Annotated in this window: 25 protein-coding genes and 2 pseudogenes; 11 read left to right on the top strand and 16 right to left on the bottom strand. The window is 63.4% G+C overall.

What is annotated here, in order from left to right; genetic code table 11:
• Positions 1-262 precede the first annotated feature (262 nt).
• From M3484_RS01630 to M3484_RS01615, 4 genes are all read right to left on the bottom strand, one after another.
• Positions 263-472, bottom strand: coding sequence for a hypothetical protein (locus tag M3484_RS01630; RefSeq protein WP_249495477.1), 210 nt, complete (start codon positions 470-472; stop codon positions 263-265).
• A 133-nt stretch (positions 473-605) separates the two neighbouring features.
• Complete coding sequence (locus M3484_RS01625) at positions 606-794, bottom strand: hypothetical protein (protein ID WP_249495476.1); 189 nt, start codon at positions 792-794, stop codon at positions 606-608.
• Positions 791-1,417, bottom strand: coding sequence for an RBBP9/YdeN family alpha/beta hydrolase (locus tag M3484_RS01620; protein ID WP_249495475.1), 627 nt, complete (start codon positions 1,415-1,417; stop codon positions 791-793). The genes M3484_RS01625 and M3484_RS01620 overlap by 4 nt, the downstream gene beginning before the upstream one ends.
• A gap of 204 nt (positions 1,418-1,621) precedes the next feature.
• Positions 1,622-2,104, bottom strand: a complete 483-nt coding sequence (locus M3484_RS01615; RefSeq protein ID WP_249495474.1) for a MerR family transcriptional regulator — start codon at positions 2,102-2,104, stop codon at positions 1,622-1,624.
• 142 nt (positions 2,105-2,246) lie between these two features.
• Between M3484_RS01615 and M3484_RS01610 the strand changes: the two genes are divergently transcribed.
• Positions 2,247-2,630, top strand: a complete 384-nt coding sequence (locus M3484_RS01610; protein WP_249495473.1) for an MbcA/ParS/Xre antitoxin family protein — start codon at positions 2,247-2,249, stop codon at positions 2,628-2,630.
• Positions 2,590-3,357 carry an RES family NAD+ phosphorylase gene (locus M3484_RS01605; RefSeq protein ID WP_249495472.1) on the top strand — a complete coding sequence of 256 codons (768 nt, stop codon included), beginning with the start codon at positions 2,590-2,592 and terminating at the stop codon, positions 3,355-3,357. The genes M3484_RS01610 and M3484_RS01605 overlap by 41 nt, the downstream gene beginning before the upstream one ends.
• 12 nt (positions 3,358-3,369) lie before the next feature.
• On the opposite strand, the gene msrA is transcribed toward M3484_RS01605, so the two are convergent.
• The 3 genes from msrA to M3484_RS01590 all read right to left on the bottom strand — a co-directional run bounded on the left by msrA (position 3,370) and on the right by M3484_RS01590 (position 6,524).
• Positions 3,370-3,876: a peptide-methionine (S)-S-oxide reductase MsrA gene (gene msrA / locus M3484_RS01600; protein WP_092897729.1), complete on the bottom strand. Its 507-nt coding sequence runs from the start codon at positions 3,874-3,876 to the stop codon at positions 3,370-3,372.
• Positions 3,877-3,902: 26 nt separating this feature from the next.
• On the bottom strand, positions 3,903-5,069 hold the full coding sequence (locus M3484_RS01595; RefSeq protein ID WP_249495471.1) for a M20 aminoacylase family protein: 1,167 nt from the start codon (positions 5,067-5,069) through the stop codon (positions 3,903-3,905).
• A 111-nt stretch (positions 5,070-5,180) separates the two neighbouring features.
• A complete protein-coding gene (locus tag M3484_RS01590) occupies positions 5,181-6,524 on the bottom strand; it encodes an NAD(P)/FAD-dependent oxidoreductase (RefSeq protein WP_249495470.1) in 1,344 nt (447 codons plus the stop codon).
• 428 nt (positions 6,525-6,952) lie between these two features.
• Here M3484_RS01590 and M3484_RS01585 point away from each other — a divergent pair.
• Positions 6,953-7,100, top strand: a pseudogene (locus tag M3484_RS01585) (IS5/IS1182 family transposase); the annotation flags it as partial.
• Between the two features lie 80 nt (positions 7,101-7,180).
• A complete protein-coding gene (locus tag M3484_RS01580; protein WP_249495469.1) occupies positions 7,181-7,474 on the top strand; it encodes a hypothetical protein in 294 nt (97 codons plus the stop codon).
• A 49-nt stretch (positions 7,475-7,523) separates the two neighbouring features.
• Here the strand turns inward: M3484_RS01580 and M3484_RS01575 are convergent, their stop codons facing one another.
• The 5 genes from M3484_RS01575 to epmA all read right to left on the bottom strand — a co-directional run bounded on the left by M3484_RS01575 (position 7,524) and on the right by epmA (position 13,752).
• Positions 7,524-8,816 carry a DUF3422 family protein gene (locus tag M3484_RS01575; protein ID WP_249495468.1) on the bottom strand — a complete coding sequence of 431 codons (1,293 nt, stop codon included), beginning with the start codon at positions 8,814-8,816 and terminating at the stop codon, positions 7,524-7,526.
• Between the two features lie 157 nt (positions 8,817-8,973).
• On the bottom strand, positions 8,974-10,233 hold the full coding sequence (locus tag M3484_RS01570) for a glutamate-5-semialdehyde dehydrogenase (RefSeq protein WP_249495467.1): 1,260 nt from the start codon (positions 10,231-10,233) through the stop codon (positions 8,974-8,976).
• Between the two features lie 122 nt (positions 10,234-10,355).
• Positions 10,356-11,498, bottom strand: a complete 1,143-nt coding sequence (gene proB, locus M3484_RS01565; RefSeq protein ID WP_249495466.1) for a glutamate 5-kinase — start codon at positions 11,496-11,498, stop codon at positions 10,356-10,358.
• The gene (gene obgE / locus M3484_RS01560; RefSeq protein WP_249495465.1) at positions 11,486-12,511 is read right to left on the bottom strand and encodes a GTPase ObgE; all 1,026 of its coding nucleotides are present in this window, start codon (positions 12,509-12,511) and stop codon (positions 11,486-11,488) included. The genes proB and obgE overlap by 13 nt, the downstream gene beginning before the upstream one ends.
• Before the next feature lie 182 nt (positions 12,512-12,693).
• Positions 12,694-13,752, bottom strand: coding sequence for an EF-P lysine aminoacylase EpmA (gene epmA / locus M3484_RS01555; protein WP_249495464.1), 1,059 nt, complete (start codon positions 13,750-13,752; stop codon positions 12,694-12,696).
• A gap of 113 nt (positions 13,753-13,865) precedes the next feature.
• Here epmA and efp point away from each other — a divergent pair, with 113 nt between their 5' ends.
• Both efp and M3484_RS01545 read left to right on the top strand, forming a co-directional pair.
• On the top strand, positions 13,866-14,432 hold the full coding sequence (gene efp, locus M3484_RS01550) for an elongation factor P (RefSeq protein ID WP_092897741.1): 567 nt from the start codon (positions 13,866-13,868) through the stop codon (positions 14,430-14,432).
• 261 nt (positions 14,433-14,693) lie between these two features.
• A complete protein-coding gene (locus tag M3484_RS01545; RefSeq protein WP_249495463.1) occupies positions 14,694-15,491 on the top strand; it encodes a hormone-sensitive lipase in 798 nt (265 codons plus the stop codon).
• A gap of 71 nt (positions 15,492-15,562) precedes the next feature.
• Here M3484_RS01545 and M3484_RS01540 read toward each other — a convergent pair whose 3' ends face one another.
• Complete coding sequence (locus M3484_RS01540) at positions 15,563-16,324, bottom strand: HugZ family pyridoxamine 5'-phosphate oxidase (RefSeq protein WP_249495462.1); 762 nt, start codon at positions 16,322-16,324, stop codon at positions 15,563-15,565.
• Positions 16,325-16,630: 306 nt separating this feature from the next.
• Here M3484_RS01540 and M3484_RS01535 point away from each other — a divergent pair, with 306 nt between their 5' ends.
• A complete protein-coding gene (locus M3484_RS01535; RefSeq protein WP_249495461.1) occupies positions 16,631-18,304 on the top strand; it encodes an ABC transporter ATP-binding protein/permease in 1,674 nt (557 codons plus the stop codon).
• A gap of 65 nt (positions 18,305-18,369) precedes the next feature.
• Here the strand turns inward: M3484_RS01535 and M3484_RS01530 are convergent, their stop codons facing one another.
• Together M3484_RS01530 and M3484_RS01525 are read right to left on the bottom strand one after the other, a co-directional pair.
• The gene (locus tag M3484_RS01530; protein ID WP_249495460.1) at positions 18,370-20,490 is read right to left on the bottom strand and encodes a TonB-dependent receptor domain-containing protein; all 2,121 of its coding nucleotides are present in this window, start codon (positions 20,488-20,490) and stop codon (positions 18,370-18,372) included.
• Between the two features lie 178 nt (positions 20,491-20,668).
• Positions 20,669-21,481, bottom strand: coding sequence for a HugZ family pyridoxamine 5'-phosphate oxidase (locus M3484_RS01525; protein ID WP_249495459.1), 813 nt, complete (start codon positions 21,479-21,481; stop codon positions 20,669-20,671).
• An 837-nt stretch (positions 21,482-22,318) separates the two neighbouring features.
• On the opposite strand from M3484_RS01525, the pseudogene M3484_RS23890 reads away from it, so the two are divergent.
• Together M3484_RS23890 and M3484_RS23885 are read left to right on the top strand one after the other, a co-directional pair.
• Positions 22,319-22,410: pseudogene (locus M3484_RS23890) on the top strand (IS5/IS1182 family transposase); the annotation flags it as partial.
• Positions 22,411-22,443: 33 nt separating this feature from the next.
• On the top strand, positions 22,444-22,788 hold the full coding sequence (locus M3484_RS23885) for a hypothetical protein (protein WP_502942416.1): 345 nt from the start codon (positions 22,444-22,446) through the stop codon (positions 22,786-22,788).
• Between the two features lie 17 nt (positions 22,789-22,805).
• Here the strand turns inward: M3484_RS23885 and M3484_RS01515 are convergent, their stop codons facing one another.
• The gene (locus M3484_RS01515; protein ID WP_249495458.1) at positions 22,806-23,936 is read right to left on the bottom strand and encodes a PQQ-dependent sugar dehydrogenase; all 1,131 of its coding nucleotides are present in this window, start codon (positions 23,934-23,936) and stop codon (positions 22,806-22,808) included.
• Between the two features lie 245 nt (positions 23,937-24,181).
• Here M3484_RS01515 and M3484_RS01510 point away from each other — a divergent pair, with 245 nt between their 5' ends.
• Together M3484_RS01510 and M3484_RS01505 are read left to right on the top strand one after the other, a co-directional pair.
• On the top strand, positions 24,182-25,384 hold the full coding sequence (locus M3484_RS01510) for an ABC transporter substrate-binding protein (protein ID WP_092897755.1): 1,203 nt from the start codon (positions 24,182-24,184) through the stop codon (positions 25,382-25,384).
• A gap of 144 nt (positions 25,385-25,528) precedes the next feature.
• Positions 25,529-26,311 carry an ABC transporter ATP-binding protein gene (locus M3484_RS01505; RefSeq protein ID WP_249495457.1) on the top strand — a complete coding sequence of 261 codons (783 nt, stop codon included), beginning with the start codon at positions 25,529-25,531 and terminating at the stop codon, positions 26,309-26,311.
• Positions 26,312-26,371: the final 60 nt, after the last annotated feature.

The raw sequence follows: 26,371 nt of genomic DNA, 5'->3' as shown, positions 1-26,371 counted from the left end.
GCACATCTCCGCCGTGCTGAGATGCCAGAGCACCAGACACGAGGAACCAATCCGGCCATGCGCCATGATCCGAAGGGCCTGGTCAAGCCCCGCCGTCACACAGCTGCGCGAGAAAGTGAAATACCGCCAAAGACAGGCATGGCTTGCGCCGTTTCCGCACTGAACCGCCGCGTGATCCGGGGCGCGCGCACCGCTCTACGTCAGCTCAGGCGGCGAATTTATCCGGCCCCGCGCCGGTTCGCGCCTCCGTCAGGATATCTGTTCAGGCCCCGATTCCACTGAGAAGAATCGCCGCTGCCAGCAAGACAGTCGCTGCGACACAGATCAGAATGCCATCGCCGGGGCCCGGGTTCGCCTGTGCGTTTTCGTCACTCTCCTCTGTTGCCCCGCCTTTCGCCATTGCGCCCTGTACCATTCGGTCTTCGCCTGCCAGGACCGCCAGCACGCCCGGATCAAAGCCATTATAAATCATCTGTCTCTCCGTTTTCTGGATGCCCGTGGTTCTCTGGATGCCCCCGTCAGAGGCCGGATCACGGCAGATTGTCGGGCAGCAGCATCGCCGCACCATTCCGGTTATGTGTCGCCCCAGCGACCTCTGCCCTGCCTCAGCGGGCGGGTTCCTCGACCGGCAGGCCGTCATAGGCATGTGCCGGTGTGGCGGAGAGGAAGCCGAGCGTATCTTTCGGCGTCAGGGTCAGCGCCAGCACAGCCGCCATCGCGAGGCTGGCCAGCAGGATCGCCGCCCTTTCCTGCCCCCGGCGCAGCGTCACGCGCGAGGTGTCCCGCGCGCTCACAGCACCGCTCCCGTCCTGGTCCGGGCTGCACGCTTGCGCGCGTCCGGCGTCTCATAGCCGTCAGGCCTGCGAAACCGCGATGGTGCGGCAGCCTCCGGCAGCGCCCCCGCCAGAAGACGATTGCGCAAACCGCGGCCCTCTTCCCAGGGACCGAAGCCGGCTGCGGCATTCACATGGCCCGCGAATCCGAGATCGACCAGCTCCGCCCCCCAGGCGCGGGAAAGTTGCGCCGCGCGCGAAAAGCCCATCCAGGGGTCGTTGCGGCTGGCCGCGACGATCACCGGCAGGTCAAGCACCTCTTCCGGGATCGGGCCGAAATGGCCGATACGGTCGGCACCTGCGGTCTCGGCCGGGGCAACCAGCAGGGCGCCTGCCACCCGCAGATGCGGCCATTGCGTCAGAAGCCGCGCGATCAAAATCGCCCCCAGCGAGTGACCAACAAGAACGCAATCGGGATGCGCAATGATCATCGAGGCCAGCTCTACTTCCCAAAGCGCCGCTACAGGGCGATGCGGGTTCGAGAGATCCACTGTCAGCGCATGAGGGTCACTGGCCGCCCACCAATGTTGCCAATGGGGTGCAGCCGACCCGTCAAGGCCCGGAACGATAAGAGTGTTGATCATTACCATGCTCCTTTCCCGAGCTCACAGGAAAAGACTACATGATTTATCGTGATTGAGGATTCTAAAGATGCCTCCAGGAAAGGAAGAGGATTCTCTTTCTGACAGCGCGGTTACATCTCGGCTCCCTGGTCCCCGGGGGCAGCGACCAGGCGCTCCGGCCCTGCAAGGCCCTGGCCAGGCGGGCGCATCTTCTGGTTAAGGTCTTCAGAAATTGTCGATTTTTCCGGTGACCGCCGTCTCACGCTGTCCCGGTCCCGTCTCGCCTTCCGCCACGCGGTGATCGTTATTGCACAGGCTGTGATCCCCCAAGACCCCGATCACCCGGCAATCGCCGATGGTGCCATGGGCGCATTGTACGATCATCCGCTCAAGCTCATGTTCCAGCGCTTTCAGCCGCGAGATCCGTTCGCGCACCGCCCCAAGCTGGGTACGCGCGATGCTGTCTGCGGCGGCACAGGACTGATCCGGCTGATCGGAAAGCGAAAGCAGGTCGCGGATCGCCTCAAGCGGGAAGCCCAGATCGCGCGCATGGCGGATAAAGCGCAGCCGTTCTTCGGCGACCTGGCTATAAAGGCGCTGATTGCCGGAGGACCGTTCCGCCTCGGGCAAGAGGCCGATCTGTTCGTAATAGCGGATTGTGGGCACCTTGACGCCGGTACGGTCCCCGAGTTTGCCGATGGTGAGCATGCGCGCCTCCGATATCTCTACAGACTATAGGTATTGCCGGGCTTTGCTTCAATAAGGCCCGATGTTTCGATACTGTCTGGCAGGACCCCCCTTTCATATGAAATCAAGTGCACCTATATTTTCACATGAAAGGAGATGGCAGATGATTTCATTCCCCGTTCTCACGCCGGGCCAGCCCTCGCGGGGTCAGGTGCTTGGCAAAGCCGCCCTGCGCGCAGCCGAACGTCTTGGTCTTTCGGCGCGGCAATTCGCCCGGGTGACCGGCCTTTCAGAACCGGGTGTATCGCGGCTGAAACGCGGCGCTGCCGGGATCGAGGAAGGCAGCAAGTCCTTTGAACTCGCGGCGATGCTCGTGCGGCTCTACCGCTCGCTTGATGCGATCACTGGCGGCGATGAAGCGGTGGCGCGGGCCTGGATTTCGGCCCCGAATGACGTGCTCGGCGCGACACCGGCAGAAAAGATTACCTCAGTTCAGGGACTTGTTGATGTCTGCGCCTATCTGGACAGCCGCCGCGCTCGGCTCTGAATGCCGGGGTTTTCAGGGGCGCGGCTGGCGCCTGGTCGAAGCACAGCACCTGGTCTCGACCCTGAAACTGGTGGACAGCCTCGCGGAACAGGCGCTGCTGGAAGACATTCTGGAAACCACCAAACCGCCGATGCCCGCCGCCTGTCAGGGGCTTGATTACCTGCTGGCCACACCCTTTCGCTACCGCCCCTACCCGCATGGCTCGCGCTTTCGTCGCGCCGGGCTGACGCCGGGTGTCTGGTATGGCGCCGAGAAAGTGCAGACCGCCCTGGCGGAAATGGTATTCTACCGTTTCCTGTTTTACGCCGAGAGCCCGGCGACGCCCTTTCCCGACGGGCCGGCGGAATATACCGCATTTGCGGCCAAACTCGCGACCGCAAGGGCGGTTGATCTGACAGCGCCGCCGATGGCCGACCCGGCCTGGAGCCATCCGATCGATTACGTGCCCTGCCAGACGCTGGCCGAGGCGGCCCGCGAGGCCGGGGCAGAGATCATCCGCTACAGATCGGTGCGCGACCCGAAAGGCGGCGCCAATCTGGCGGTGCTCAGCTGCAGCGCCTTTGCTGCACCCGGGATCCAGGACCGCCAGACATGGCGCATCCGCCTCAGCCCCACCGGCGCGATGGCCTTGCGCGAACATCCGCGCCAGGGGATTGATTTTCCACGGGAAAGCTTCACGGACCCACGGTTGAGCGGCATGGTCTGGGATCGGCCCCGCGCCAGATAAAGACCGGGCGGATCACTCAGCCGCGCGTTTTGGCAGGACCCAGCCCGGGCGCGGAAAATGGCAGGTATAGCCGTTCGGCTGACGTTCCAGATAATCCTGATGTTCGGGCTCGGCCTCCCAGAACTCCGAGACGCGCTCCACCTCGGTCACCACCGGGCCGGGCCAGAGGCCGGAGGCATCGACATCTTTGATCGTCTCAAGCGCCACCGCGCGCTGATCCTCGCTCGCCCAATAGATCGCCGAGCGGTAGCTCGGGCCAAGGTCATTCCCCTGGCGGTCGCGGGTGGTCGGGTCATGGATCTGGAAAAACGCCTCCAAAATCTGGCGGTAGCTGATCCGGGCGGGGTCGAAAATCACCTCGATCGCCTCGGCATGGCGGCCATGATTGCGGTAGGTGGCATTGGGCACCTCACCGCCGGTATAGCCGACACGGGTGTTCACCACCCCCGGCAGGCGGCGGAGCAGCTGCTGCATCCCCCAGAAGCAGCCCCCGGCCAGAACGGCACGTTCCTCAGTCATCTGTCTCTCCTTTCACGCGCGATATGTCACGCGACCGGCATCCGCGCCTCGGCCATGCCGGCAAGCCAGCTTGCACCAAAGGGCGCGGCCTCATCGTCGAAATTATACCCGGCCTGGTGCAGCGGCGCGGTATTGCCATTGCCGAGGAAGATATAGGCACCCGGGCGCTCCTGCAGCATATAGGAGAAGTCCTCTGCCGCCATCAAAGGCGCGGTTTCAGTATCAACTTCGGGTGAGATCGCCCGTGCCACCGCCGCCGCATGGGCGGTGGCATCCTCATGGTTCACCGTCACCGGATAGCCACGACGGAAATGGACATCGACCGTCGCGCCATAGGTCCCGGCCACGCCCGCGCAGATCTGGCGCAGCCGCGCTTCGATCATCGCCCGGACGCCCTCGTCCAGCGTACGCACGGTGCCCTTCATCACCACCTCTTCGGCCAGCACATTATAGGCGGTCGAATCGCTGTGGATCGTCGCGACCGAGACCACCGCCGATTGCAGCGGATCGGTGTTCCGGGACACGATGCTTTGCAGCGCCAGCACCAGATGCGACGCGACCACTGTGGTATCAATCGCCTCCTGCGGTTTTGCGGCATGACCGCCGCGCCCGGTCAGGGTCAGCGAGAATTCATCCGACGCCGCCATGATCGCGCCGGGGCGGATCGCGAAACGGCCAACCGGGATCCCCGGCATATTATGGAGCCCGTAGACTTCCTGGATGCTCCAGCGCTCCATCAGTCCGTCTTTGACCATAGCAAGACCGCCGCCACCGCCCTCTTCAGCCGGCTGGAAGATACAGACCACCGACCCATCGAAATTGCGCGTCCCGGCAAGGTATTTCGCAGCGCCGAGCAGCATGGCGGTATGGCCGTCATGACCGCAGGCATGCATGATCCCGGGTGTCGCCGAGGCATATTCGAGGCCGGTTTTTTCATGGATCGGCAGCGCATCCATATCGGCGCGCAGACCTACCACCCGGCCCGCACTGTCCGAGCGCCCCCGGATCACGGCGACGACGCCAGAACGGCCGATCCCCTCGGTCACCTCGTCGCAGCCAAAGGCCCGGCACAGCTCTGCCACACGCCCGGCGGTGCGCGGCAGGTCATAATTCAGCTCGGGGTGCCGGTGAAAATCCTGGCGCCAGGCTTTGATCTCGGGGGCGAGTTCGGCGAAACGGTTCTTGACGGGCATATGCGTCTCCTTCGGCGCGGAGTCTGATCTCCGGCGCGCAGAAGGGCAAGCCCCCGCCGCGTGCCATTCCGCCACTGTCCAAAGACCGGGGCAGATCAGGACCGGGATCCGTCAGAGACTGGGGCCCGGCACCAGTTTCGATCCGTCAGTAAACCGCGACAGACGGAAGCGGCGCATGTCATGGCCGATCTCTTCGCCAAGAACCATGCTGGCGATCACCCGGCCCATGCCCGGCCCGATGCCGAATCCATGACCGCAAAGCCCGGTCGCGATCACCAGGCCCGGCAGCTTCTCGGTCCGGTCAATCACCGGAACAACATCGGGCATGGTCTCGATCATCCCGGCCCAGCTGGCGGTCAGGCGCGGCTTGCCGATCTGCGGGAAGGCTTCGGCAAAGCGGGTCCGCAGCCGCTCCAGCGCCCTGCGATCGGGCGCGGGGTTCAGGATCCGCATCCGCTCGAACGGGGTTTCGACATCGCCCTTCAGCCAGCGTGGCGTCGACCAGGCGTCGGGATAGCCCTTCGGCGCCATCGGTTGCAGGCTGGTCTGGCCGAAAGTGCGTTTCAGCAGTGGCCAATAGGTGCCGAATTCGCGGAAGGCATCGGGGCCGATCCAGAAATTCTGGTGGTCACCGGGGGCGAGCGTATAGCCGCCATCCTCGCGGCGGCGAAAGGCGAAATGGCTGTCCACAGCCGCGCCCGGGAAAAGATCCGGGAGAGGCTCGGTCGCCGCCACGGTCGCGCGGACGGAAAGCTGCGGGATCCTGACACCATGCGCGCCAAGGAAAAGCCGCGACCAGGCGCCGGCGGCAACCACGACCTGATCACAGGCGATGCGCCCGGCCTCGGTCACCACGCCCGCGACCCGGCCCGCCGAAAGATCAAGGCAGCGGACTGCGCAATGCTCAACGATCACCACCCCCGCCTCGGCCGCCAGATCTGCCAGCACCGGCACCGCAACCCATGGCTCGGCCCGCGCATCCGAGGCCGTCCAGAGACCGCCGGTCCAGCCCGCTCTGGCCGACGGGACCAGATCCGCCACCTCGCGCGCGCTCAGCATCCGGCTGTCCACGCCCGAGCCCGCGACCGAATCGAGCCAGGACCGGAACCCCGCCATGTCGCCTTCTTTATTGGCGAGATACAGAACACCGGTTTGCCGGAACCCGAGCCGCCCGCCCGTCCCGGCCGCAAGCTCGCGCCACAGCGCGAGGCTTTCCATCATGATCGGCAGTTCCGCCGGATCGCGCCCCTGCTGGCGGATCCAGCCCCAGTTGCGGCTGGACTGCTCGCCCGCGATCAGCCCCTTTTCACACAGAACCACCCGCTGGCCCTTTTTCGCCAGCGCCCACGCGGTCATCACCCCGATGATACCGCCTCCGATCACCACCGTATCACAGCCCGCAGGCAACCGGCCCCGATGCCGGAGGGGGCTGTTTTCGTGGATGGGAAAACTCATTCTGCTTCTCCGCAAACGTCCAGACCCAGGTGTTCCGGCGGGCGCCTTTGCGGCAATGCCCGGGCCGGAGTTCTGCACCGCCTATCCGCCGGCCACAGAAATGACGAGAAATGCGATGCGCCTTTATTCCGGATCTGCAGGTCCGGCAATCGATCCTCAGAATCGCACAAGATTTCAATTCCTCCGGCAGCACCAGACGAATTCATCCCTGCCTGATCGATTTTGTGCAAGGCATCTGAAGCTGACCCCGGACCTAATCCACAGGACCGCATTTTCGAAGCCAGGAAAGGGGGCGTTCTGGTTTTCAGAACTCCCTCACAGTGACGGACCTGGGCCCCTCTGCACTTGCTGGCAGCGATGGAGCGAGAAAAGTGTATTTTCCCGATGATGCACGCTCGGAAGTCCAGTGCGGCGGTTCCGAAGCCGTTGATGCCGATATCCGCCCTGCCCGCCTCTTCATGATCGCTGGAAAGGCTCAGCGACTATACGGGAGCTGCTGCGCTCGTCGGCAATTTATCGAAGGCGGAATTGTCGCTTGTTGACCGGGGCTATGATGGCACCCGGTTCAGAGGCGCATAGAAAGACAGAACAATGACCGGGTCAGGGGCAACACCGCGTGGCTCGGCGCCACAGACACCGGGCGCGGTAATGACACCGTGACCCTCGGTTCAGGCGAAACCTCGATGTTCAGGCGCGGTCATAACGCAGATACCGTCATCCTGACCGCTCCCGCAGACAGGAGGCAGGTCACCACCAGGACGGCCTTCACCAGCGATCTGTGGATCGATTTACCTGGCGGCCGGACCAAATCCACGGAACGTGACCTGGTCAACATCTGTGCATTGGAAGCGGTGATCTGCAGCGCCGGGAATGACACGATCTGCGATGGTACTGGCGCCGACAGGTTCATGTTCCGGAAAATGGACGGCGTGACCCCACCTCATCACTGATTTCAACCGCGCCCCCGGGATGGCTGCCTTGATCCGGGCCAGCCTGGTTTCAGTGAAAGCTCTTCCGGATCCGGCGCAGGCCCAGCCAGACCAGCGCAAGCACCGGCACAACCAGCACAGCCGTCATCATCTCTTTCGACAGCCCGGCGAGTTTCCCCAACGGATAGAGTGCGTAAGACGCAAGGCTCACCGCGTAATAGCTGATCGCCACCACCGAAAGCCCCTCGACCGTATGCTGCAACCGGAGCGCCAGATCCGCGCGGCGGTCCATGCTTTCCAAAAGCCGCTGGTTCTGCGCCGAACGATCAACATCAACCCTTGTGCGCAAAAGCTCTGCGGCGCGTTCCGCCCGGGTCGACAGCGTTTCCAGCCGTGCCTGGGCCGATTTCACCGTCCGCATCGCCGGATCATAGCGGCGCATCATGAACTCGCCAAAGGTCTGCCGCCCTTCAAGCCGCTCTTCGCGCAACACCTGGATGCGCTGGTTCAGGATCGCCTCATAGGCGGCGGTCGCGCCAAAGCGGAATGAGACCCGTACCGCCAGCCGCTCCAGCTCGGAGGAAATCGACAACAGATCATGCAAAGCCGCCTCAGGCGCCGGCCCCTTGCCCCCGGTCGTATCCAGCCCCGAGACCAGCGCGGAAAGCCGCGGATCCAGTTGGTTGAGCTTGCCCGACAGATCACGCGCCCGCAAAAGCCCCAGCATCGACATGGCGCGGTAGACCTCGATCTCGCACAGACGCTGCACGATCCGCCCGATGCGCCGACGCCCGGTGCCGGGGCGGATGAAGACCGCGAAGCGCATATTGCCCGCCGGATCGATGCGGAAATCACCGGCGATCACCGCAGCCCCGTCAACCACTTTCGACAAGGCAAGGCTTTCCGGCACGAACCAGTCCTCGCAGCGGGCGAAAAGCTCCCCCATGCTCGCGGGCATATGCTCGATGCGGATCAGCACCGAGGCAATCCGCCCGCCCGGCGCCGCCTGCACCCAGTCCTCCGGGAAAACTTCCGTCTCGACCGGGTCAAAGGGGCGCGACGAGACACCGGGCGTAAAGGCCGAATAGGTCACGAATTCAGTATGGCTTTCCCATTTCAGCTCGGTCCGGCCAATCGGGCCCGAAAAATGCGTGGCGTCCGGCTGCGGATGCGCGCCGCCATTGCGGTCGATCAGGTCGATCAGGTGATCCCGGTCGCGGGCCCGGTCGCGCCCTGCAGCTTCCACCGGCTCCTTGAAGGCCATCATCACAGCGGTACAGGGCAGATCCAGCGCCGGGAAAGGCCGGGCATGAAGCTCATTCACCGTGGCATAACGGAGCGGATGGTCGGTCACAGGAGGCATATCTTCGCTCATAAGTTGAGATCAGGCCGGGTTACGCCCGGGAGAACCGATACCGCCAGCACAAAGCCCGCATACCAGGGTATGCGGGCAATATGTTGCCGTAATGCCAGGGCTCTTCCGGCAGGCTGACGCCCACAGAGCGCCCGTCGCCAGCCGGTCAGGCGCGAATGGTGCCGTCGCCGGTCACAAGATATTTGAAGCTGCACAATTGTGCGGCCCCGACTGGCCCGCGCGCATGCATCTTGCCGGTGGCAATCCCGATCTCGCCGCCCATCCCGAACTCACCGCCATCGGCGAACTGGGTCGAGGCATTGCGCATCAGGATCGCCGAATCGAGCCGCTGGAAGAACCGCGCGGCCACGGCATCATCCTCGGTCAGAACCGCTTCGGTATGGTTCGATCCATAGCGACGGATATGGGCAATAGCGCCGTCCACCCCGTCAACCAGTTTGGCCGCGATGATCATATCAAGGAATTCACGCCCGAAATCATCGGCTTGCGCCGCGACCGTGCCAGTGACCTGCAGCAATTCACCCTCGGTTCTGACCTCGACCCCGGCCTTCACCAGATCCTCGATCAGCACCGGCCCGTGTTTCGCGTAAAACGCCCGGTCGATCAGCAGGCATTCAGCCGAGCCACAGATCCCCGTCCGCCTGGTCTTCGCGTTCAGCACCACACGCCGCGCCTTTTCCAGATCCGCCGCGCCATCGGCATAGACATGGCAAATGCCTTCAAGATGCGCGAAAACCGGCACTCGTGCCTCACGCTGCACAAGCCCGACAAGACCCTTGCCGCCCCGCGGCACAATCACGTCGATATAGTCCACCGCCGTCAGCATGGCAGAAACCATATCGCGGTCCCTGACCGGCACCAGCTGGATCGCGGCCTCCGGCAGACCGGCCTTTTTCAGCCCGAGGACCATACAGGCATGAATCGCGCCCGAGGAATGAAAGCTCTCGGATCCGCCGCGCAGAATGACGGCATTGCCGGCCTTCAGACATAAGGCCCCTGCATCCGCAGTGACATTGGGCCGGCTTTCATAGATCACGCCGACAACACCCAAAGGCGTCGCCACCCGCCGGATCTGCAGCCCGTTGGGCCTTTCCCATTCCTCAAGCACGCGGCCCACCGGATCCGGCTGCTGTGCCACCTCGCGCAGCGCGGCGGCGATCCCCGCCACGCGGGCGCTGTCCAGCCGCAGCCGGTCAAGCATGGCGGGTGAAATCCCCTTCTCGCGGGCGAAATCCATATCTTTCGCATTGGCCGCCAGGATCAGGTCAACGCCTGCGTCAATCGCATCGGCAGCCGCAAACAAACCCGCCGCCTTCTGCTCTGGTGGAGCAAATGCCAGTTCCGCCGCAGCCTCACGCGCCGCCGATCCAATCTGTGTCATCAGATCCGAAAACTGACCATCCATCGCCTCACCTCTTCGCCTTAAGCTCTTCCTTTTGACGCAAAAACCGGGTCTGCCGCCGTTTCCGCCGCCGATCCAACGCAGCGGCGGCATCGGGGCAGAGCCCCCGGCTTCCCCGCACCGTGTTACATCACCATATCATCGCGATGCACCAGAGCCGCCCGGCCCTGATAGCCAAGTATCGCCTCAATCTCGCCCGAGCGATGCCCGGCAATCGCCCGCGCCTCGTCAGATGTATAGCGGATCAGGCCCTTGCCAAGCGCTTCGCCCGAGGGCCCGATGATCCCCACTGGCTCCCCGCGCCCGAACCGCCCCTCAACCGCAACCACCCCGGCGGGGAGCAGGCTCTTGCCCAGACGCAGCGCCTTCACCGCGCCCTCATCCACGCGGACCCGGCCCTTTTCCTTCATCGCATTGATCCAGCGCTTGCGCGCCGCCTGCGGATCGGCCTCGGCGACAAACCAGGTCCGGTTCGCCCCTTCGGCCAGCGCTTTCAGCGGTCGCAAGGGCGAGCCCTCCATGATCGCCATGGCGCAGCCCCCGGCAACGGCAGTCTTCGCCGCCATCAGCTTTGTCTTCATGCCGCCTTTGGAAAGGCCCGAAATCGGATCCCCTGCCATCGCTTCAATCGCGGGCGTGATGTGATCGACCAGATCAAAGCGCACCGCCGTCGGATCCTCTTTCGGATTGGCGGAATAGAACCCGTCCACATCCGACAAAAGCACCAGCTGATCCGCGCCGGCCGTTACCGCGATCTGCGCCGCCAGCCGATCATTGTCGCCAAACCGGATCTCATCGGTCGCGACTGTGTCGTTTTCATTGACAATCGGCACGACGCCAAGCCCGAGCAACGTCTCCATCGTCGCGCGGGAATTCAGATAACGGCGCCGGTCGGCGGTATCTTCCAGCGTCACAAGGATCTGCGCCGTGGTGATGCCATGCGGTGCCAGTACCTCTTCATAAGCGCGCGCCAGCCGGATCTGCCCGACCGCCGCCGCCGCCTGGGCCTGTTCCAGCGACAGCTCGCCCGAGGCCGGCAGCCCCAGAACCATCCGCCCAAGCGCGATCGAGCCCGATGACACCAGCACAACCTGGGTGCCGCGAACCCGCGCCTCTGCCACATCCAGCGCCAGCGCAGACAACCAGGCCTGGCGCAGCCCTTTGGCGCGGTCGACCAGCAAGGCCGAGCCGATCTTCACCACAAGACGACGCGCGGCCCGGATATCGGGCGCCTGCAAAACGCTCACTCTGTCGTTCAGGGCTGCCACGGCCCGCTTTCCTCTTCTTCCACGCCGGTCATCCGGATCTCTGCCATCAGCGCCCGCAGAACTTCGGTGATCCCCTTCTGTGCTGCGCCCGAAATCACATAGACCGGGCCGCCGCTCGCTTTTTCCAGCGCACGCCTGCGATCCGAGATCTGCTTTGTATCCATCGCATCGGTCTTGTTCAGCGCCAGAATACGGGGCTTGTCGCCGAGGATTTCGGAATAGGCCTCCAGCTCGGTGACGATCGTGCGGTAATCCTTGGTGATGGTCGATGACGTGCCATCGACCAGATGCAGCAGCACTTTGCAGCGCTCGACATGGGCGAGGAACTGCGTCCCAAGGCCACGTCCTTCTGACGCCCCCTCGATCAGCCCCGGAATATCGGCCATCACGAATTCGCGCCCGTCAATGCCAACCACACCAAGGTTCGGCACCAGGGTCGTGAACGGGTAATCCGCGATTTTTGGTCGCGCATTCGACACGGCGGCGAGGAATGTCGACTTGCCCGCGTTGGGCAATCCCACCAGCCCCGCATCCGCGATCAGCTTCAGCCTGAGCCAGATCGTCCGCTCCACCCCGGGAATCCCCGGATTGGCCCGGTTCGGCGAGCGGTTGGTCGAGGATTTGAACTGCAGATTGCCCCAGCCGCCATTGCCGCCCTGGGCCAGCAGCACGCGCTGCCCCGGCTCGGTCAGATCCGCGAGCACGGTTTCCTCATCCTCGTCAAGGATCTCGGTCCCCAGCGGCACTTTCAGGATAATATCATCGCCGGATTTGCCGGTCTTCTGACTGCCCATGCCATGCTGGCCATTCTTCGCAAAGAAATGCTGCTGGTAACGATAATCGATAAGCGTGTTCAGCCCCTCTACCGCCACCGCCCAGACCGAACCACCGCGCCCGCCATCGCCGCCATCCGGCCCACCGAATTCGATGAACTTCTCGCGCCGGAACGAGACACAGCCCGCGCCGCCGCCGCCCGAGCGGATATAGACTTTGGCAAGATCGAGGAATTTCATCTGGGCATCTTTCCGAACGGGCGTATGGCACTTTCCCTCCGCCGATACAGGAGAAGTGCCCCCACCTCAAGCGACGCGGCCCTTCCACGCGCCAACTGCCGCTTTCAACTGTCCAAAAATATCCCGGGGGGGCTGCCGCAGGCAGACGGGGGCAGCGCCCCCCTGACCCGGCCAGCCGGGGATCACCCCGCCGGAACCCATATCACATCCCTTATCCGCGGCGCGCCCAGGGCCAGCATCACCAGCCGGTCAAACCCAAGCGCGCAGCCCGCGGCCGGCGGCATCAATGCCAGCGCCGCCAGAAAATCCTCGTCAATCGGATAGGTCTCGCCGTAAACCCGCGCCTTGATCGCCATCTCTTCCTCAAAGCGCGCGCGCTGTTCGACCGGATCGGTCAGCTCGCCGAACCCGTTGGCCAGTTCCACCCCGCAGGCATAGACCTCGAACCGCTCGGCCAGCCGCGCATCCCCCGGCACCCGCCGTGCCAGCGCCGCCTCACAGGCCGGATAATGATCGAGAACCGTCAGCCGCCCCAGCCCCAGATTCGGCTCGACCCGCTCCGAAAGCACCCGGCTGAACAGATCCGACCAGGTCTCGCCGGCCATATGGCGGATCCCTGCGCGGTCCATCTGCGCCGCCAATGCCGCGGCATTGGTGACGCCAGCGGCATCCATCGTCGCCATGAGCTCAATCCCGGCATGGCGCGAAAACGCTTCAGCGACGCTCAGGCGCTCAAAGGGCAGTGCCGGATCACAGACCCGGTCGCGAAACCGCAAAACCCCGTCCGGCTGCGCAAGCCGCACCCAGGCCGCGATATCCTCCATGAGCCGGGTGTAATCCTCGCCGACCCGGTACCATTCCAGCATGGTGAATTCCGGCTCATGCAATGGCCCGCGTTCGCGATTGCGCCAGACATGCGAAAAGGCGTGAATGCGGGTTTCACCGGCCGCCAGCAGCCGCTTCATCGCAAATTCCGGCGAGGTATGCAGATACATCTCGCGCATGCCGCCATCATTGCCGATGGCGGTGGTGCGGAACGCGTGCAGATGCGCCTCATTTCCCGGGCTGACCTGCAGGCCCGCCGGGTCAATCTCGGTAAACCCCTCCTCCGCCAGCCAGGACCTGATCCGCGCCTGAATGCGGTTGCGCTCCAGCAAGGCCGGGCGCCGGTCCGCATGATGCAACGGCTGCCACCACTGATCCTGGCCCGGATTACGCATTTCGCCGTCTCTGCCGCCCATCTTCGCCATTCCTGCTGGAAATCTGACACATCATGCGCTAACCGGAGCGCAATCGCTGGCCGGAGCCTTCAGCCTTCCCGGTCGCGCATCCGCATATCAAAGGATATTCACCCGTGAAAGTCATCGCGTCATCGCTCCGCAAGGGCAATGTGGTTGAGGTAGACGGCAAGCTCTACGCCGTCCTTTCGGCCGAAACCTACCGCCCCGGCAAAGGCACCCCCACCACCTCCGTCGATATGCGCCGCATCTCGGACGGGGTGAAGGTCTCGGAACGCTGGAAGACCACCGACCAGGTCGAAAAGGCCACCGTGGACGAGCGCGATTACGACTTCCTCTATGAGGATGGCGAAGGCTTCCATTTCATGCAGCCCGAAAGCTATGACCAGGTCGTGGTCAGCGCCGATGTCATGGGCGACAGCAAGGTCTATCTGACCGAAGGCATGCGCTGCTACGTCAAGACCTATGAAGGCGCGCCTATCGCCATCGAAGTGCCGCAAAAAATCACCGTCGAAATCGCCGAGACCGAGCCGGTGGTCAAAGGCCAGACCGCCTCTTCCTCCTATAAGCCTGCGATGACCACCTCGGGGCTGCGGGTGATGGTGCCGGCCCATATCGGCGCCGAGACCCGCATCGTCATCAATACCGATGACAATTCCTATGTGGAACGCGCGAAAGACTGATCGCGGGCTTGCGCCTGAGTATCGGTAAATCCACTCCCAAAGGGGCAGGGCCAGACGCCCTGCCCCTTTTCTCATACACCGCGCCACGAAGCGGGGCCGGACTGCTGTCGCCCCCGACCAGACGGGCTGCTCCGACCAGATGGCGTTAATCGGCGGCAGCATGCACCCGACGATCTCCTGTCCCTGCTGCAACAGCCAGTCTATACCGGAGAAAACGCCTTTCGCCCGATAACGGGCAGAGCTCCGGAGAGGATGAGCTGAATGACGCGCCCGCCCTATGCCTGGCCCGATCCTGACCGTGATTATGCCAATGGTGCCTTTATCGCAGATGCCGCGCTCTTCCCCGCCCGCTGGACAGAAATGGCCCGTGCCTTCCGCGACAGCCTTGGCGCCCGGGCACACCCTGATCTGCCCTATGGAACCGGGCCACGCCAGTTCTATGATTTCTTCGAACCGGAAGGCACGGCACGGGGTACCGTCCTCTTCATTCATGGCGGTTACTGGATGGCCTTTGGCCGCGAGAGCTGGTCGCATCTGGCCGCCGGCCCGCTTGCACGGGGCTGGCGCGTGGTCATGCCGTCCTACAGCCTCGCCCCCGATGCAAGCATCACACAGATGGTGCAGGAGATGGCCGATCTCACCCGGCTGATACTGCAAGACCATCCCGGCCCGCTCATCGCAACCGGTCATTCCGCCGGCGGGCAGCTTGCCGCACGCCTCGCCTGCACCGATCTCGCTTTGCCCATCGCCCGCACTGTCCCGATCTCGCCTCTCAGCGAACTCGGCCCGCTGATGGCCACGAAAATGAATGAGACGCTGCGGATCACCGAAGACGAGGCCGCCCGCGAAAGCCCCGCGCGCCTCCGGCTCGCCCCCGGCATCTCTGCCCATATCCATGTCGGCGCAGATGAGCGCCCCGCCTTCCTCGCCCAAGCCCGTATGCTCGCAGAGGAATGGTCCTGCCCCTGGTCCACAGGCGGGGGCAAACACCATTTCAACGTGCTCGACGCCCTCGCCGACCCGGGATCCGCGCTCACGAATACGCTTCTCGCGCTGTGATCTTCCTTCGGATCTGAACGCGCCCGGGGTTTTAGGGGGCTGGCCCCTTCACCCTCGACCGGCCTCGCAGGTCAGCCGCCGGCCATCCGCGCGACTGCGGCCAATAAGGCCTCTGCCGTCACCGCCCGCTCCGGGAGGTCGAGCCGCAAAAGCCGCTCGCCCGAGGCGAGGACCAGCCCCGCCGGATCCAGCGCAATCGCCTTCCAGCGCCCTGCCGCTGCCCCGACGCCAACCGCCAGCGCGCCAAGCCGGGACGGCACGGCATTCAGCTCCGCCAGAACCGCGCCCTCAGCCGCGATCAGCCCCTCTGCCCCGGCAAGATCAATGCGATAGGCGTCGAACCCGATATCCGAGGCATTGCGCCCGGGACCGCCGCCGACAGTGACGCCCAGAACCTCGATCCGGAACAGCGCCGCATCGGGGAGCTGCAGATAGAGCTTCGCTTTCGGAAACCGCGCCGCGTAGCGCGCGCTCAAGGCCTCCATCCGGTCCGGCCCGACCCGCTTTGCATGACCCACAAGCGTCATCCTCGGCTGCGTCAGCGCATCCGGCCTGTCAAACCCCGCCAGCGCCAGCGAGATCCGGTCATCGGCTGCGATATTTCTTGCATGAAGCGCCAGCCGCGCCGTGAAAAACACCGGGCTGCCATCGTAATCGGGCAGGATATTGGTCACCACGCCATAAGGAAAACCGCCGGGATCCAGCGTCGAGAGCGCGGCATTGCGGCTTTCCTGCAAAAGCCCCTGGCCCGCCCTTCGCGGATCGAATTCCGCAGCTGCGGCCGGATTGATTTCGATATCACGCGGGGTGATGGCGGCTTCACTGGCTGGCATTGGAGGTCTCCGCATAGCCTTTGGTCACAAATCCGCTGGCTGGAACTCGGGCTACGGCGCGGCGGACGATAGCCAGCCTGCGCCACAGGTGAAAGACCATATTGCGACCCCTGCGACAAATTGCTAGCGCAGAGCCAGTCCCTTGCCGCCAGCCGGTCCGGGCGGGGTCTTCGGGAAACGAAGCCCCCGTGACCGCGACATAAGCGCGAGCCCCGAGCGGCCCCTGCAACAGATCCGCATCCTCTCGCGCTGACGCCCTGCCGCGCCAACGTTGAGACCTGCGGCGCGCATATAAAGCGGACAAATATGAAAAAGCTCGCAGGCCGCATCTGGCGGCTGACCAAAATCGCGCTCTCCGGCCCGGGGACATCGATTGCCCTTTTCACCTATTCCATCGTTCTGGGGCTGCAATTTTTCGGCGTCTGGATCTCGCTCCGGACCATCGCCTGGAACAAGGCCTTTTTCGATGCGCTCGAACAGATGAACGCCCCCGAGGCGATGCGTCAGATCGGGGTGTTCTTCGCGCTCACCATGACTTCGGTTGCGATTTTCCTCGTCGGAGAATGGCTGCGCAAACGGCTTTTGATGCGGCTGCGCAGCCGGCTGACCGCGCGCGCCCTGGACCTCTGGGTCGGGCGCCGTGCCTATTGGTATCTGAGGCCGGGATTTTCGGCAGTGCCGGTCGACAACCCTGACCAGCGCGTGGCCGAAGATTGCCGGCTTTTCGCCGAGAAGCTGCTGATCGAGACGCTTGATCTGATCTCGAACATCGTGGCGCTGGTCTCTTATGTCGCCCTGCTCTGGACCCTTTCAGACTTCACTCTCAGCTTCAGCATCGCCGGATATGATATTGAACTTCATAGATATATGGTAATTCTTGCCTTTCTCTATGTGGCCATTTCTTCGCTTGCGACGCATTTCCTTGGAAGGCCGCTGAAGACCCTGCTTTTCACCCAGGAAAAACGCGAGGCCGATTTCCGCCATGCCCTGGTCCAGCTGCGGGAAGAGGCCAGCCCGATCGCGCAATCGGGGGGCGAAGCGGCAGAGACGCGGCGGCTCTTGCGGCTTTTCGGCGTATTGCGTGTCAACTGGAACCAGCTGATCCGGCGCGAATTCATCTTCGGCCTTTTCTCGCGCAGCTATTTCCAGACCGTGCTGCGGGTGCCGACATTCTTTGCCCTGCCGGCCTATTTCGCGGGGGCGGTGACCCTTGGCGGGCTGATGCAACTTGCGGCGGCGTTCTCGAATGTCGTCACAACGCTGAGCTGGTTCATCTTTTCCTACCGCGATCTGGCGCAGTTCGTGGCCGTATCCGAGCGTCTTGATGGCCTTTTCGCCGCAACGGCGCAGCCAGAACTGCGCCCGGAACCACCCCAGGCGATCACCCGCGCCGCAACAGAGGATGGCACGTTGCATCTGCGCGGGCTGCGCCTTTTCACCCCTGAGGGACGCGCGCTGGCACCGGTTCCGGATCTGACGCTTACACGCGGGGAACGGCTTTGGATCACGGGGGCGTCCGGCCAGGGCAAAAGCACACTCGTCGCCGCGATCACCGGCCTCTGGCCATATGGCGAAGGGCAGATCGGGCTGCCCGCCGATGCCCCGACCGTCCTGTCGCAAGAACCGCGCCTCTTCCCGGAAAGCCTCGCTGCCGCCGCCTGCTACCCGCTGGACCCGGCAAAGTGCGACCCTGTGCAGATCGAAGCCGCACTGCGCCTGACCGGGCTTGGCACTGTCGCGCCCGAGCTGCCCCTAAAGGCGCTGTCGGGCGGCGAGCGGCAGCGGCTCGGCTTTGCGCGGCTTTTGTTGGCGCGGCCTGGTTTTGTCATCCTGGACGAGGCGACCAGCGCCCTTGATGCGGCCGCAGCCGAGGAGATGCTGGCGCTTTTGTGCCGTGAATTGCCGGAGGCGACGATCCTTTGTGTCTCACATGATGAACCAAAGGCGCTTGGAACCTGTCAGCGCCTGACGCTGGGCTGATACCAGCCTGTGAAAAGGCCGGCCCCGCATGACAGGGCCGGCCCGTTTTCTGTCCTGAAAACTGATCAGAACCGCGCGGTCATCCCCACGATAAAGGTCCGGCCACGCCCGGATTCAGACCGGTAATTGTTCAGCCCCGAACCGGCATAGCCATAGGTCTTGTCGGTGATATTCTCGACCGAGAAGAAGGCCTGAACCGTGTCATTGATCTTATAGCTGCCATAGAGATCCCAGAGGTCATAGGCAGCGGTCTCCTGCCAGCCATTGAAGAACTCGGCCTCTTTGCCGGTGCCGACATAGCGATATTGCGCCCCCAGTTGCAGCCGCTGATCCAGAAGCCGCACGCCGAAATCGACGGTCGCCACGCGGTCAGGCTGGATCGAGCCCTCCCCATTGCCGCCACCGGTGCCGAAGCCCGTCGGCACATCATCGGTCTTGCTGTCGGAATAGCCGATATTGGCGTAATAGAGCCCGGCATCATAAGAGCCCTCAATTTCGACGCCATGGCTTTTCACCGTGCCATCGGTGTTCACCCAGCGAACCACGCCGCCCTGCAGATCATTGACGATGTAGTTTTTGATCCGGTTGTTGAAGTAACCAACCTTCAGCCGCACCTGATCGTCGGCGCTGAACAGCCCGTCACGCCGCCAGTTCACGCCCAGATCAACGCCTTTCGACAGTTCCGGCTTCAGATCCAGATTGTTATTGTTCGAGCTGCCGACACCCGTGTTGAACGGCACATTGGCATAGAACACCTCATGCGAGCTTGGCGGCCGGAAGGTGTGGGAATAGGTGCCGTAAAGCTCGATCTCCGGCGTCAGATCGAAGGAGAGCCCGAGCTTCGGCAGCACTTCACCGCCCGAGCGTTCAACATATTCATTCGCCGGCGCCGTCCGGGTGCCCGAAACTTCCCAATGGTCATAGCGCAGACCACCGATCAGGCTCCAGCGGCCAAAATCGGTCACCGCTTCGGAAAACAGCGAAGATTTATCGAGCGTTCCCGGATGGTTGCCACCGCGCCGCTCATAGGTTCTGAAGTCGTTTTGCTGCCAGCTGACGCCGAAGGTCAGATCAAGGTTCACGCCATTCGACAGATCGACATTGGCGTGGTTCGTCAGGCTCGCGCCTTTGGTGACATCCGCGGTGCGCCGCCCGGTATAGCCACCAGTCGAGCCGGGGCGGTAATTCAGCTCTTCCTCATTATGGAACAGCTCGAGATCAAGGTTGATCCACTGATTGTCCGGCCGCCATTTCCAGGACAGCGTGTCGGTCTGATTGTCGATATCCCAATTGTAATTCGAGTTGATGAACTGGTTGCGATACCAGCGGGTGCCGAACGCGAATGTATGTTCGGAATTCGGCTTGACCTCGAATTTCACCAGCCCGCCCTTCGGCGAATTCGAGGCGCCCTTGCCCGCGACCACGATCCCGTCGCCATTCTCGTAATCGCTTTGCGAGGTATGGGCGATCGCGGCCATCACATTGACCTCACCCTCGCCGCCCCAGAGGCCGGTAAAGCGCTGCCCGTAAGCCAGCATCCCCGACTGGTCATAGCCGTTCGAGCCGCCCTTGAGCCGCAGCATCCCGCCCCGCGTCTCGCCCTCAAGCACGACATCATCAATCGCGAGCGTGCGGAAATTCGCAGCCCCGGACAGGGTGCCCGAACCATGCGCCCCCGAAACGGGGCCGCGCACCACTTCGACCGCGCCGGTCAGCTCGGGGTGAACATAGAGCATCGAGCCGCCAGACGCCTCATGGCCGCCGATATTCTTGAAGGTCTGCGGCACGCCGTCGATCATGGCGGTGACCCGGCCATAGCCGCTCATGCCACGAATATTGACCTCGATCCCCGGCTGGTTGGCCTGCTGGCGGGAAAAAACGCCTGGGATTGCGCGCAAGGCTGTCTGGGCATTGCCGGAATAGCGGCCGAGGATATCGGCACCGGAAATCGCGCTGACCGGCGCGGGCGTGTCATAGACCGCATCACCCGCGACGCCGAGCGTGAGACCTTCGCCGGTCAGGAAGATGGTGCCCAGGTTATGCGGCGTTGCCGTGCTGGTCTCGTCTTCACCTGTGGTCTGCGCGGTGACGGAAAGCGGGTAATGCGCCAGTATGCTGCTGCCCAACAAAAGCGCGAGGAATCGGGTCGAGAAAAGGCGCGGATATGCGCCATGATGATAGGACATTGCTGTCTCCGGATCTGTCTCAGGGAAATGACGTCCCCTGGATCGCCGGAGCCACGGATATCCTGGCCCAACTGTCTCGGATCTGGTCGGATGCCCGGCGCATCACGCCCGGGCGCCAGCGTTTTAGGAAATAGTCACGCCCGGGGCAATGCGGCAGCGTGCAATTATTAAACAGAGATTAAGGTTTCCCCCGAAATTGCGGCATCGCTGCCACGGCAGGCAGTACCCCCCGGGCCTGGACGCTCAGCCCCGCGAGCATCGCGCGCAGCTCTGCCCGGCTGGTGACGCGCTGCGGAAACCAGGTCCGGTGCAGGGCGCGTTCAGCCGCCAGGTCGATCCCCTCGGGGTCTATGGTCGCGATCCGCCAGCGCCCGCGCGCGCCGCCCGCCTTCGCGGTCAGAAAGGCAAAACTCTCGCGGTCGGCCTGGAGGCGGATGATCTCTTCGGCCTCATGGCGCATCAGATCATCGGCACCGGTGAGGTCGCAGCGCAGATCCGCCACCGTCAGCAGATCGGTATTGCGCGCAGCCCCGCCATTGAAATGGATCCCCTCGACCGCCACCCGGAAAAACATGGTATCTTTCAGAGGGATATAGGCCGAGGCCTTGGCAAAGCGGCGCCGGTAGCGTTCCCCCGCGATGCGCGCGGCCTCGCCCTCCAGCCGCAGCGCGCGCCCGACCAGCGTCATCCGCCTTTCGCTGACCACATCCAGCCCCTCGGCCTGCGCCAGCGTCATCGAGATCCGCGGATCGGCGAGGATATTGCGTGCATGCAGCGAGATCCCGGCCGCATAGAACAGCGGGCTGCCATCGGGTTCGATCGAGAGATTGGTCACCGTGCTGTAAGGATAGCCGCTGTGCTGATCCAGCGTCGCCAGCGCAATGCTGCGGCAGCTGCGCAAGAGATCACGCGCCATCTGGCGGGCATCGAAAGGCGCGGCGGCGGTCTGATTGATCGGCACGCGGCGCGGGGTGATGGCGCTGGCGCCCATGGTTCACTCTCCGGCAGGTCGGTCGGCTTGCCGGATGGCTGGCATCTGCCCGAACCCTATCCCGGAGGCGGGGCCTGCTTCAAGCCCTTCCGGAGCCCGTGCCCTGCAGGTGAAGAAAGGACCTTGCCGCCGCCCCGGATCCTATTGGCAGAGATTGACACGAGCTTGTTGAACCAGTGATACTCCTCGCCCCGAAGAGAATGGGCCTGTTCCATTGCGCGATCCGGCAGAACGATATGCTCTCTTTTTGCTATTCGTTCGGCCGACGGCTTTACTCCCGATGCTTCCGAGGGCGTTTTATCTGTTCGTGATGGCGATCCGGATCAGGATTTCTGCGGTCCGCCGATCGGAGTTGCGCGAGGCGATGCCCTTGGCGTTGGCCTTGAGGCAATGCATGCATGCGTCGCCCCTGTTACGGATATGACAGCCGGCTGAACGCTTGCAGCTGGCCCGTGCCAGGCGCCGCGTCTCATGCAGGATGGCGATACGGATGGGGGCGGCGCGAGCCTGAAGCAATGCTAAGATTCAGGTTTCACAGCATAAATCCGTCTTACCGATAAGTGCAACAACATTCCGTGGCGCCATCATGCCCCCGAATTTACGGCCCGGCACACAATTTTCAGATCAGCCGCGACCGGCACAAATTTCTCCGCGATCCCAGTATCGCGGGCGGTTTCTATCGCAGGGTCTTTCTGGATTGGGGACAGGTCCAGCAGCATTAATCTGAAATCGGATAACACAGATGCATCTTATGGCGCCAAAGGGTGTTTTCCAGCCCAGCCTCACCCGCGCCAATGCTGTCACTGCATCGCCAGGTCGTGTTGACAGAAGGGATTCATTCGTGCCGTCTGACACCCGAATTTGCGGAATCCAGCGGATCATCGCCTTGTTCCGGAGGATATTTTCCGGATCGCAAGAACCGGTGCCCGACCCAGGCTGGGATCACACCGGACAAGCTCCGGATGGTCGAAAGCACCATAATTCGCGCCGAACCTCATGCAGCGGGTGTAAAAGTGGTGCTGCTGACAGGAGGCTCCTGTACGTTCGGGAGGTGGCTTATCGACCAGGATCCTTCGCCCTTCGTCAATGGCGCTGGCCGCCCGATGGGGGCCGAGATCACGCACGGGCAAGAAGCCGATTGCCCAGTTTATGATTTCGTAAGGGCCTACAACCTGACACAGCCCGCCATTCTGGTCGCCGACAGGGGCTATGGCTCCGCCATTTTTCAACATGATGTGACGCGGCGGGAAAAAGCGACGACCCTGAACTGCCCGGTCCCGGCGCAAGGGGCGCGGGACCGCCAGTAGCCCTGTTTTGCCGGGATTTACCCCTGGTCGGCGGGAGCCAGGCGATAGATCGCGCCTGCCGTTTCCGCCAGGAACCAGATCGCCCCATCCGGCCCCTCCCGGATGTCGCGCACCCGGCCGGTCTCGGGGGCGGTGATGCGTTCTTCCGCCCAACCGGTGGCGGCGGGCGTTTCGGGATCAAGGCGCGAGATGAAATCGAGCTTGAGCGAGCCTGTGAAGACATCGCCCTTCCATGCAGGGATCAGCGCACCCGAATAGACCATCAGACCCGAAGGCGCGATCGAGGGATCCCAGTAATGCAAAGGCTGGTTCATACCATCCGCATGGGTGCCGCTGCCGATTTTCGTGCCATTGTAATTCACCCCGTAGGAAATCACCGGCCAGCCGAAATTCTCGCCCGGCTGTGACAGGTTGATCTCGTCCCCGCCCTTCGCCCCATGTTCCGAGACCAGCAGGCCACCATCGGGCATGGCTGCGGCGCCCTGGATATTGCGGTGCCCGATCGAGAAGATCCCTTCCCGCCAGCCGGTCTGCGTGACATCGGGGCTGCCATCGCGCGCGATGCTGATCACCTTGCCATGGCTCAGGGCCGGGTCCTGCGCCTCAAGCCCCGCCGGGCCGGTGCCTCGGTCGCCGGTGGTGATGAAGATATTGCCCCTGGCCCCCTCGACGATACGCGCACCAAAATGCCGGCTTGCGGCGGCTGTATCGCCGGTGAACAGGGTCTCGAAATCTTCAAGCCGGCTGTTATCCGCAGAGAGCCGCCCCCGCCCGGCCATGGTCGCAAGTCCCTCGCCGCTCCGGCCGGCCCAGGTCAGCCAGACCTCACGACTGGTGGCGAAATCGGCGGGAACCATCACATCCAGGAGCCCGCCCTGCCCCAGCACGGCCACCTCCGGCAGGCCACTGATCGCCTGCGTCCCGCCTTCGGCAAGGCGCAAAAGCCTGCCGCCCTTTTCGGTAACCAGCAGGCTGCCATCGGGCAAAAAGGCAAAGCCCCATGGCATATCTAGCCCCGCTGCCACCCGGGTGATCTCCATCGGGCCAGCCGAGGTCTCAACCCTGCCCTGCGCCCCGGCGGCGCCCGCACCGGCCAGCAGCGCAAACGCCAGGCCGGTCAGAGCCGTCTTCACTACGGATTTGATCATCACGCGCCCCTTGCTTCCGCGTCCCACTGCCAGAGCTTCGGGCAAGGCTGCCGCCAAAGCCCCGGGCAGAATCTCCGGCCAGATCTCCAGATTAAGTCTCCGGGAGAAAAGATAGGGGCGGCTCTCCCGCGCTGCGAGGGCGGATAAGGAATTTATCCCTCATAACTGGATTTTTCGGCGCTTTTCTTTTGAAATCGGCCCGGCTAGGGTCGGGAAAGGATCTCGGTCCAATCAGGGAGATATCAATGAAAAAGTTTCTGCTGGCCACTGCGGCCTGCGCGCTGGCGGCTGGCTCGGCCTCGGCTGAGGATGTGAAACTCGGCATCCTGCTCGGCTTTACCGGCCCCATCGAAACCATCGCGCCGAATATGGCGCTGGCGTCGGAAATGGCGATCAAAGAAGTGAACGACTCCGGCAAGGCCGCCAATGGCTGGGTTTTCTCGGGCGTGCGCGCAGACAGCAGCTGCATTGACGCGGCTCTCGCGACGGCAGCAGCCGAACGCCTGATCACTTCGGAAAGCGTCAAGGGCATCATCGGTGCCGACTGCTCGGGTGTGACCCGCGCCGTTCTGACCAATGTGGCCATCCCGAACGGGATCGTGATGATCTCGCCTTCGGCCACCTCGCCGGCCTTGTCGGATGATCCGGATGAAGGTCTCTTCTTCCGCACCGTGCCCTCGGATGCCCGCGAAGGCATCATCATGGGCGACATCCTGGCCGAGCGTGGCGTGAAGTCGATCGCGATTTCCTATTCCAACTCGGATTACGGCAAGGGCCAGGCCGATGCGATTGCTGCGGCTGCCGAAGCCAAGGGGATCAAGGTCACCATCAACGCATCGCATGATGACGGCAAAGCCGATTACTCGGCCGAAGTCGCGGCACTGGCAGCAGCGGGCGGCGATGTGCTCGTGGTTGCGGGCTATGTCGACCAGGGCGGCAAAGGCATCATCCAGGCCGCAGTCGATACCGGCGCCTTCACGACCTTCGGCCTGCCGGGCGGTATGTTCGGGGAATCCCTGACGGAAGCCATTGGCGCCCCGCTGGAAGGGTCTTACGGCCAGCACCCGTCGTCAGACGCGGCCGGCTACCAGACCTATCTGGACCTGGCCACCGCCAATGACCCGAGTTTTGACGGCACCACCAACTTTGCGCCGAACACCTATGACGCGACTGCGATCATGATCCTTGCCATGCAGGCCGCCGGGTCGACCGACCCCAAGGTCTACAAAGACAAGATCATGGAAGTCGCCAATGGCCCCGCCGATGGCTCGGGCGAGGTGATCAACCCCGGCGAGCTGGGCAAGGCGCTGGAGCTGATCGCGGCCGGCAAAGCCATCAACTATGAAGGCGCCACCGGCGTGACCTTCCTGGAGAATGGCGATGTCACCGGGCGCTACCGCGAATATGAAATCAAGGACGGCAAGTGGGAAACGGTGAAATATCACTGATTTCCGGCTGACGTAGGGGCAATTGCCCCGGTCTCTGCCTTGACAGGCCCTGCAGGCCCGTGCATCCGCGCGGGCCTGTGACAAACAAAGCGCCACCCGGCCGCGTCTGACGGCAGTATCAGCGGGGGCAATCAGGGGAAGTGCATGATCCGGGTCGAGAACCTTCACCGGCATTTTGGCGGCTTTCATGCTGTCGATGGCGCCAGTCTTGAGATCCGCAAGGGCACGATCACCGGGCTGATCGGTCCGAACGGCGCCGGGAAATCCACCCTGTTCAATGTGATCGCCGGCCGGCTGCCGCCGACATCGGGCAAGGTCTTCATGGATGGCGAAGAGATCACCGGCCTTGCGCCGCATGAGCTGTTCCACAAAGGCCTTCTGCGCACCTTCCAGATTGCCCATGAATTCGGCTCGATGACGGTGCGCGAGAACCTGATGATGGTTCCGGGGAGCCAACATGGCGAGCATCTCTGGAACGCCCTCTTCTCACGCGGCAAGATCCGCGAAGAGGAAGAGCGGCTTCGCGCCAAAGCAGATGAGGTGCTGGACTTCCTGACCATCAGCCATATCGCCGATAACAAGGCGAGCCAGATTTCCGGCGGTCAGAAAAAGCTTGTGGAGCTGGGCCGCACCATGATGGTCGACGCGAAAGTCGTCTTTCTGGATGAGGTCGGCGCCGGGGTGAACCGCACGCTTCTGAACACGATCGGCGATGCGATCCTGCGACTGAACAGGGAACGCGGCTATACGTTCTGCGTCATCGAGCATGATATGGATTTCATCGGCCGCTTCTGCGACCCGGTGATCGTCATGGCCGAGGGCAAAGTTCTGGCCGAAGGCAGCGCAGCCGAGATCCGCGCCGATGAGCGCGTGATCGAGGCCTATCTGGGCCGCGGCCTGAAGAACAAGCTGAAGGCCGGCGCATGAGGCGGTGGGTCGGGATCTCCCCCGCGCATCAGGGTAATTTCAACATTCTTACTTTCGGGG

This window comes from Pseudomonas sp. GX19020 (assembly GCF_023371075.1).
Classification (GTDB): domain Bacteria; phylum Pseudomonadota; class Alphaproteobacteria; order Rhodobacterales; family Rhodobacteraceae; genus Pseudogemmobacter.
The sequence above is the reverse complement of the archived record's forward strand: the minus strand, read 5'-3'. Positions and strand labels throughout refer to the sequence as shown.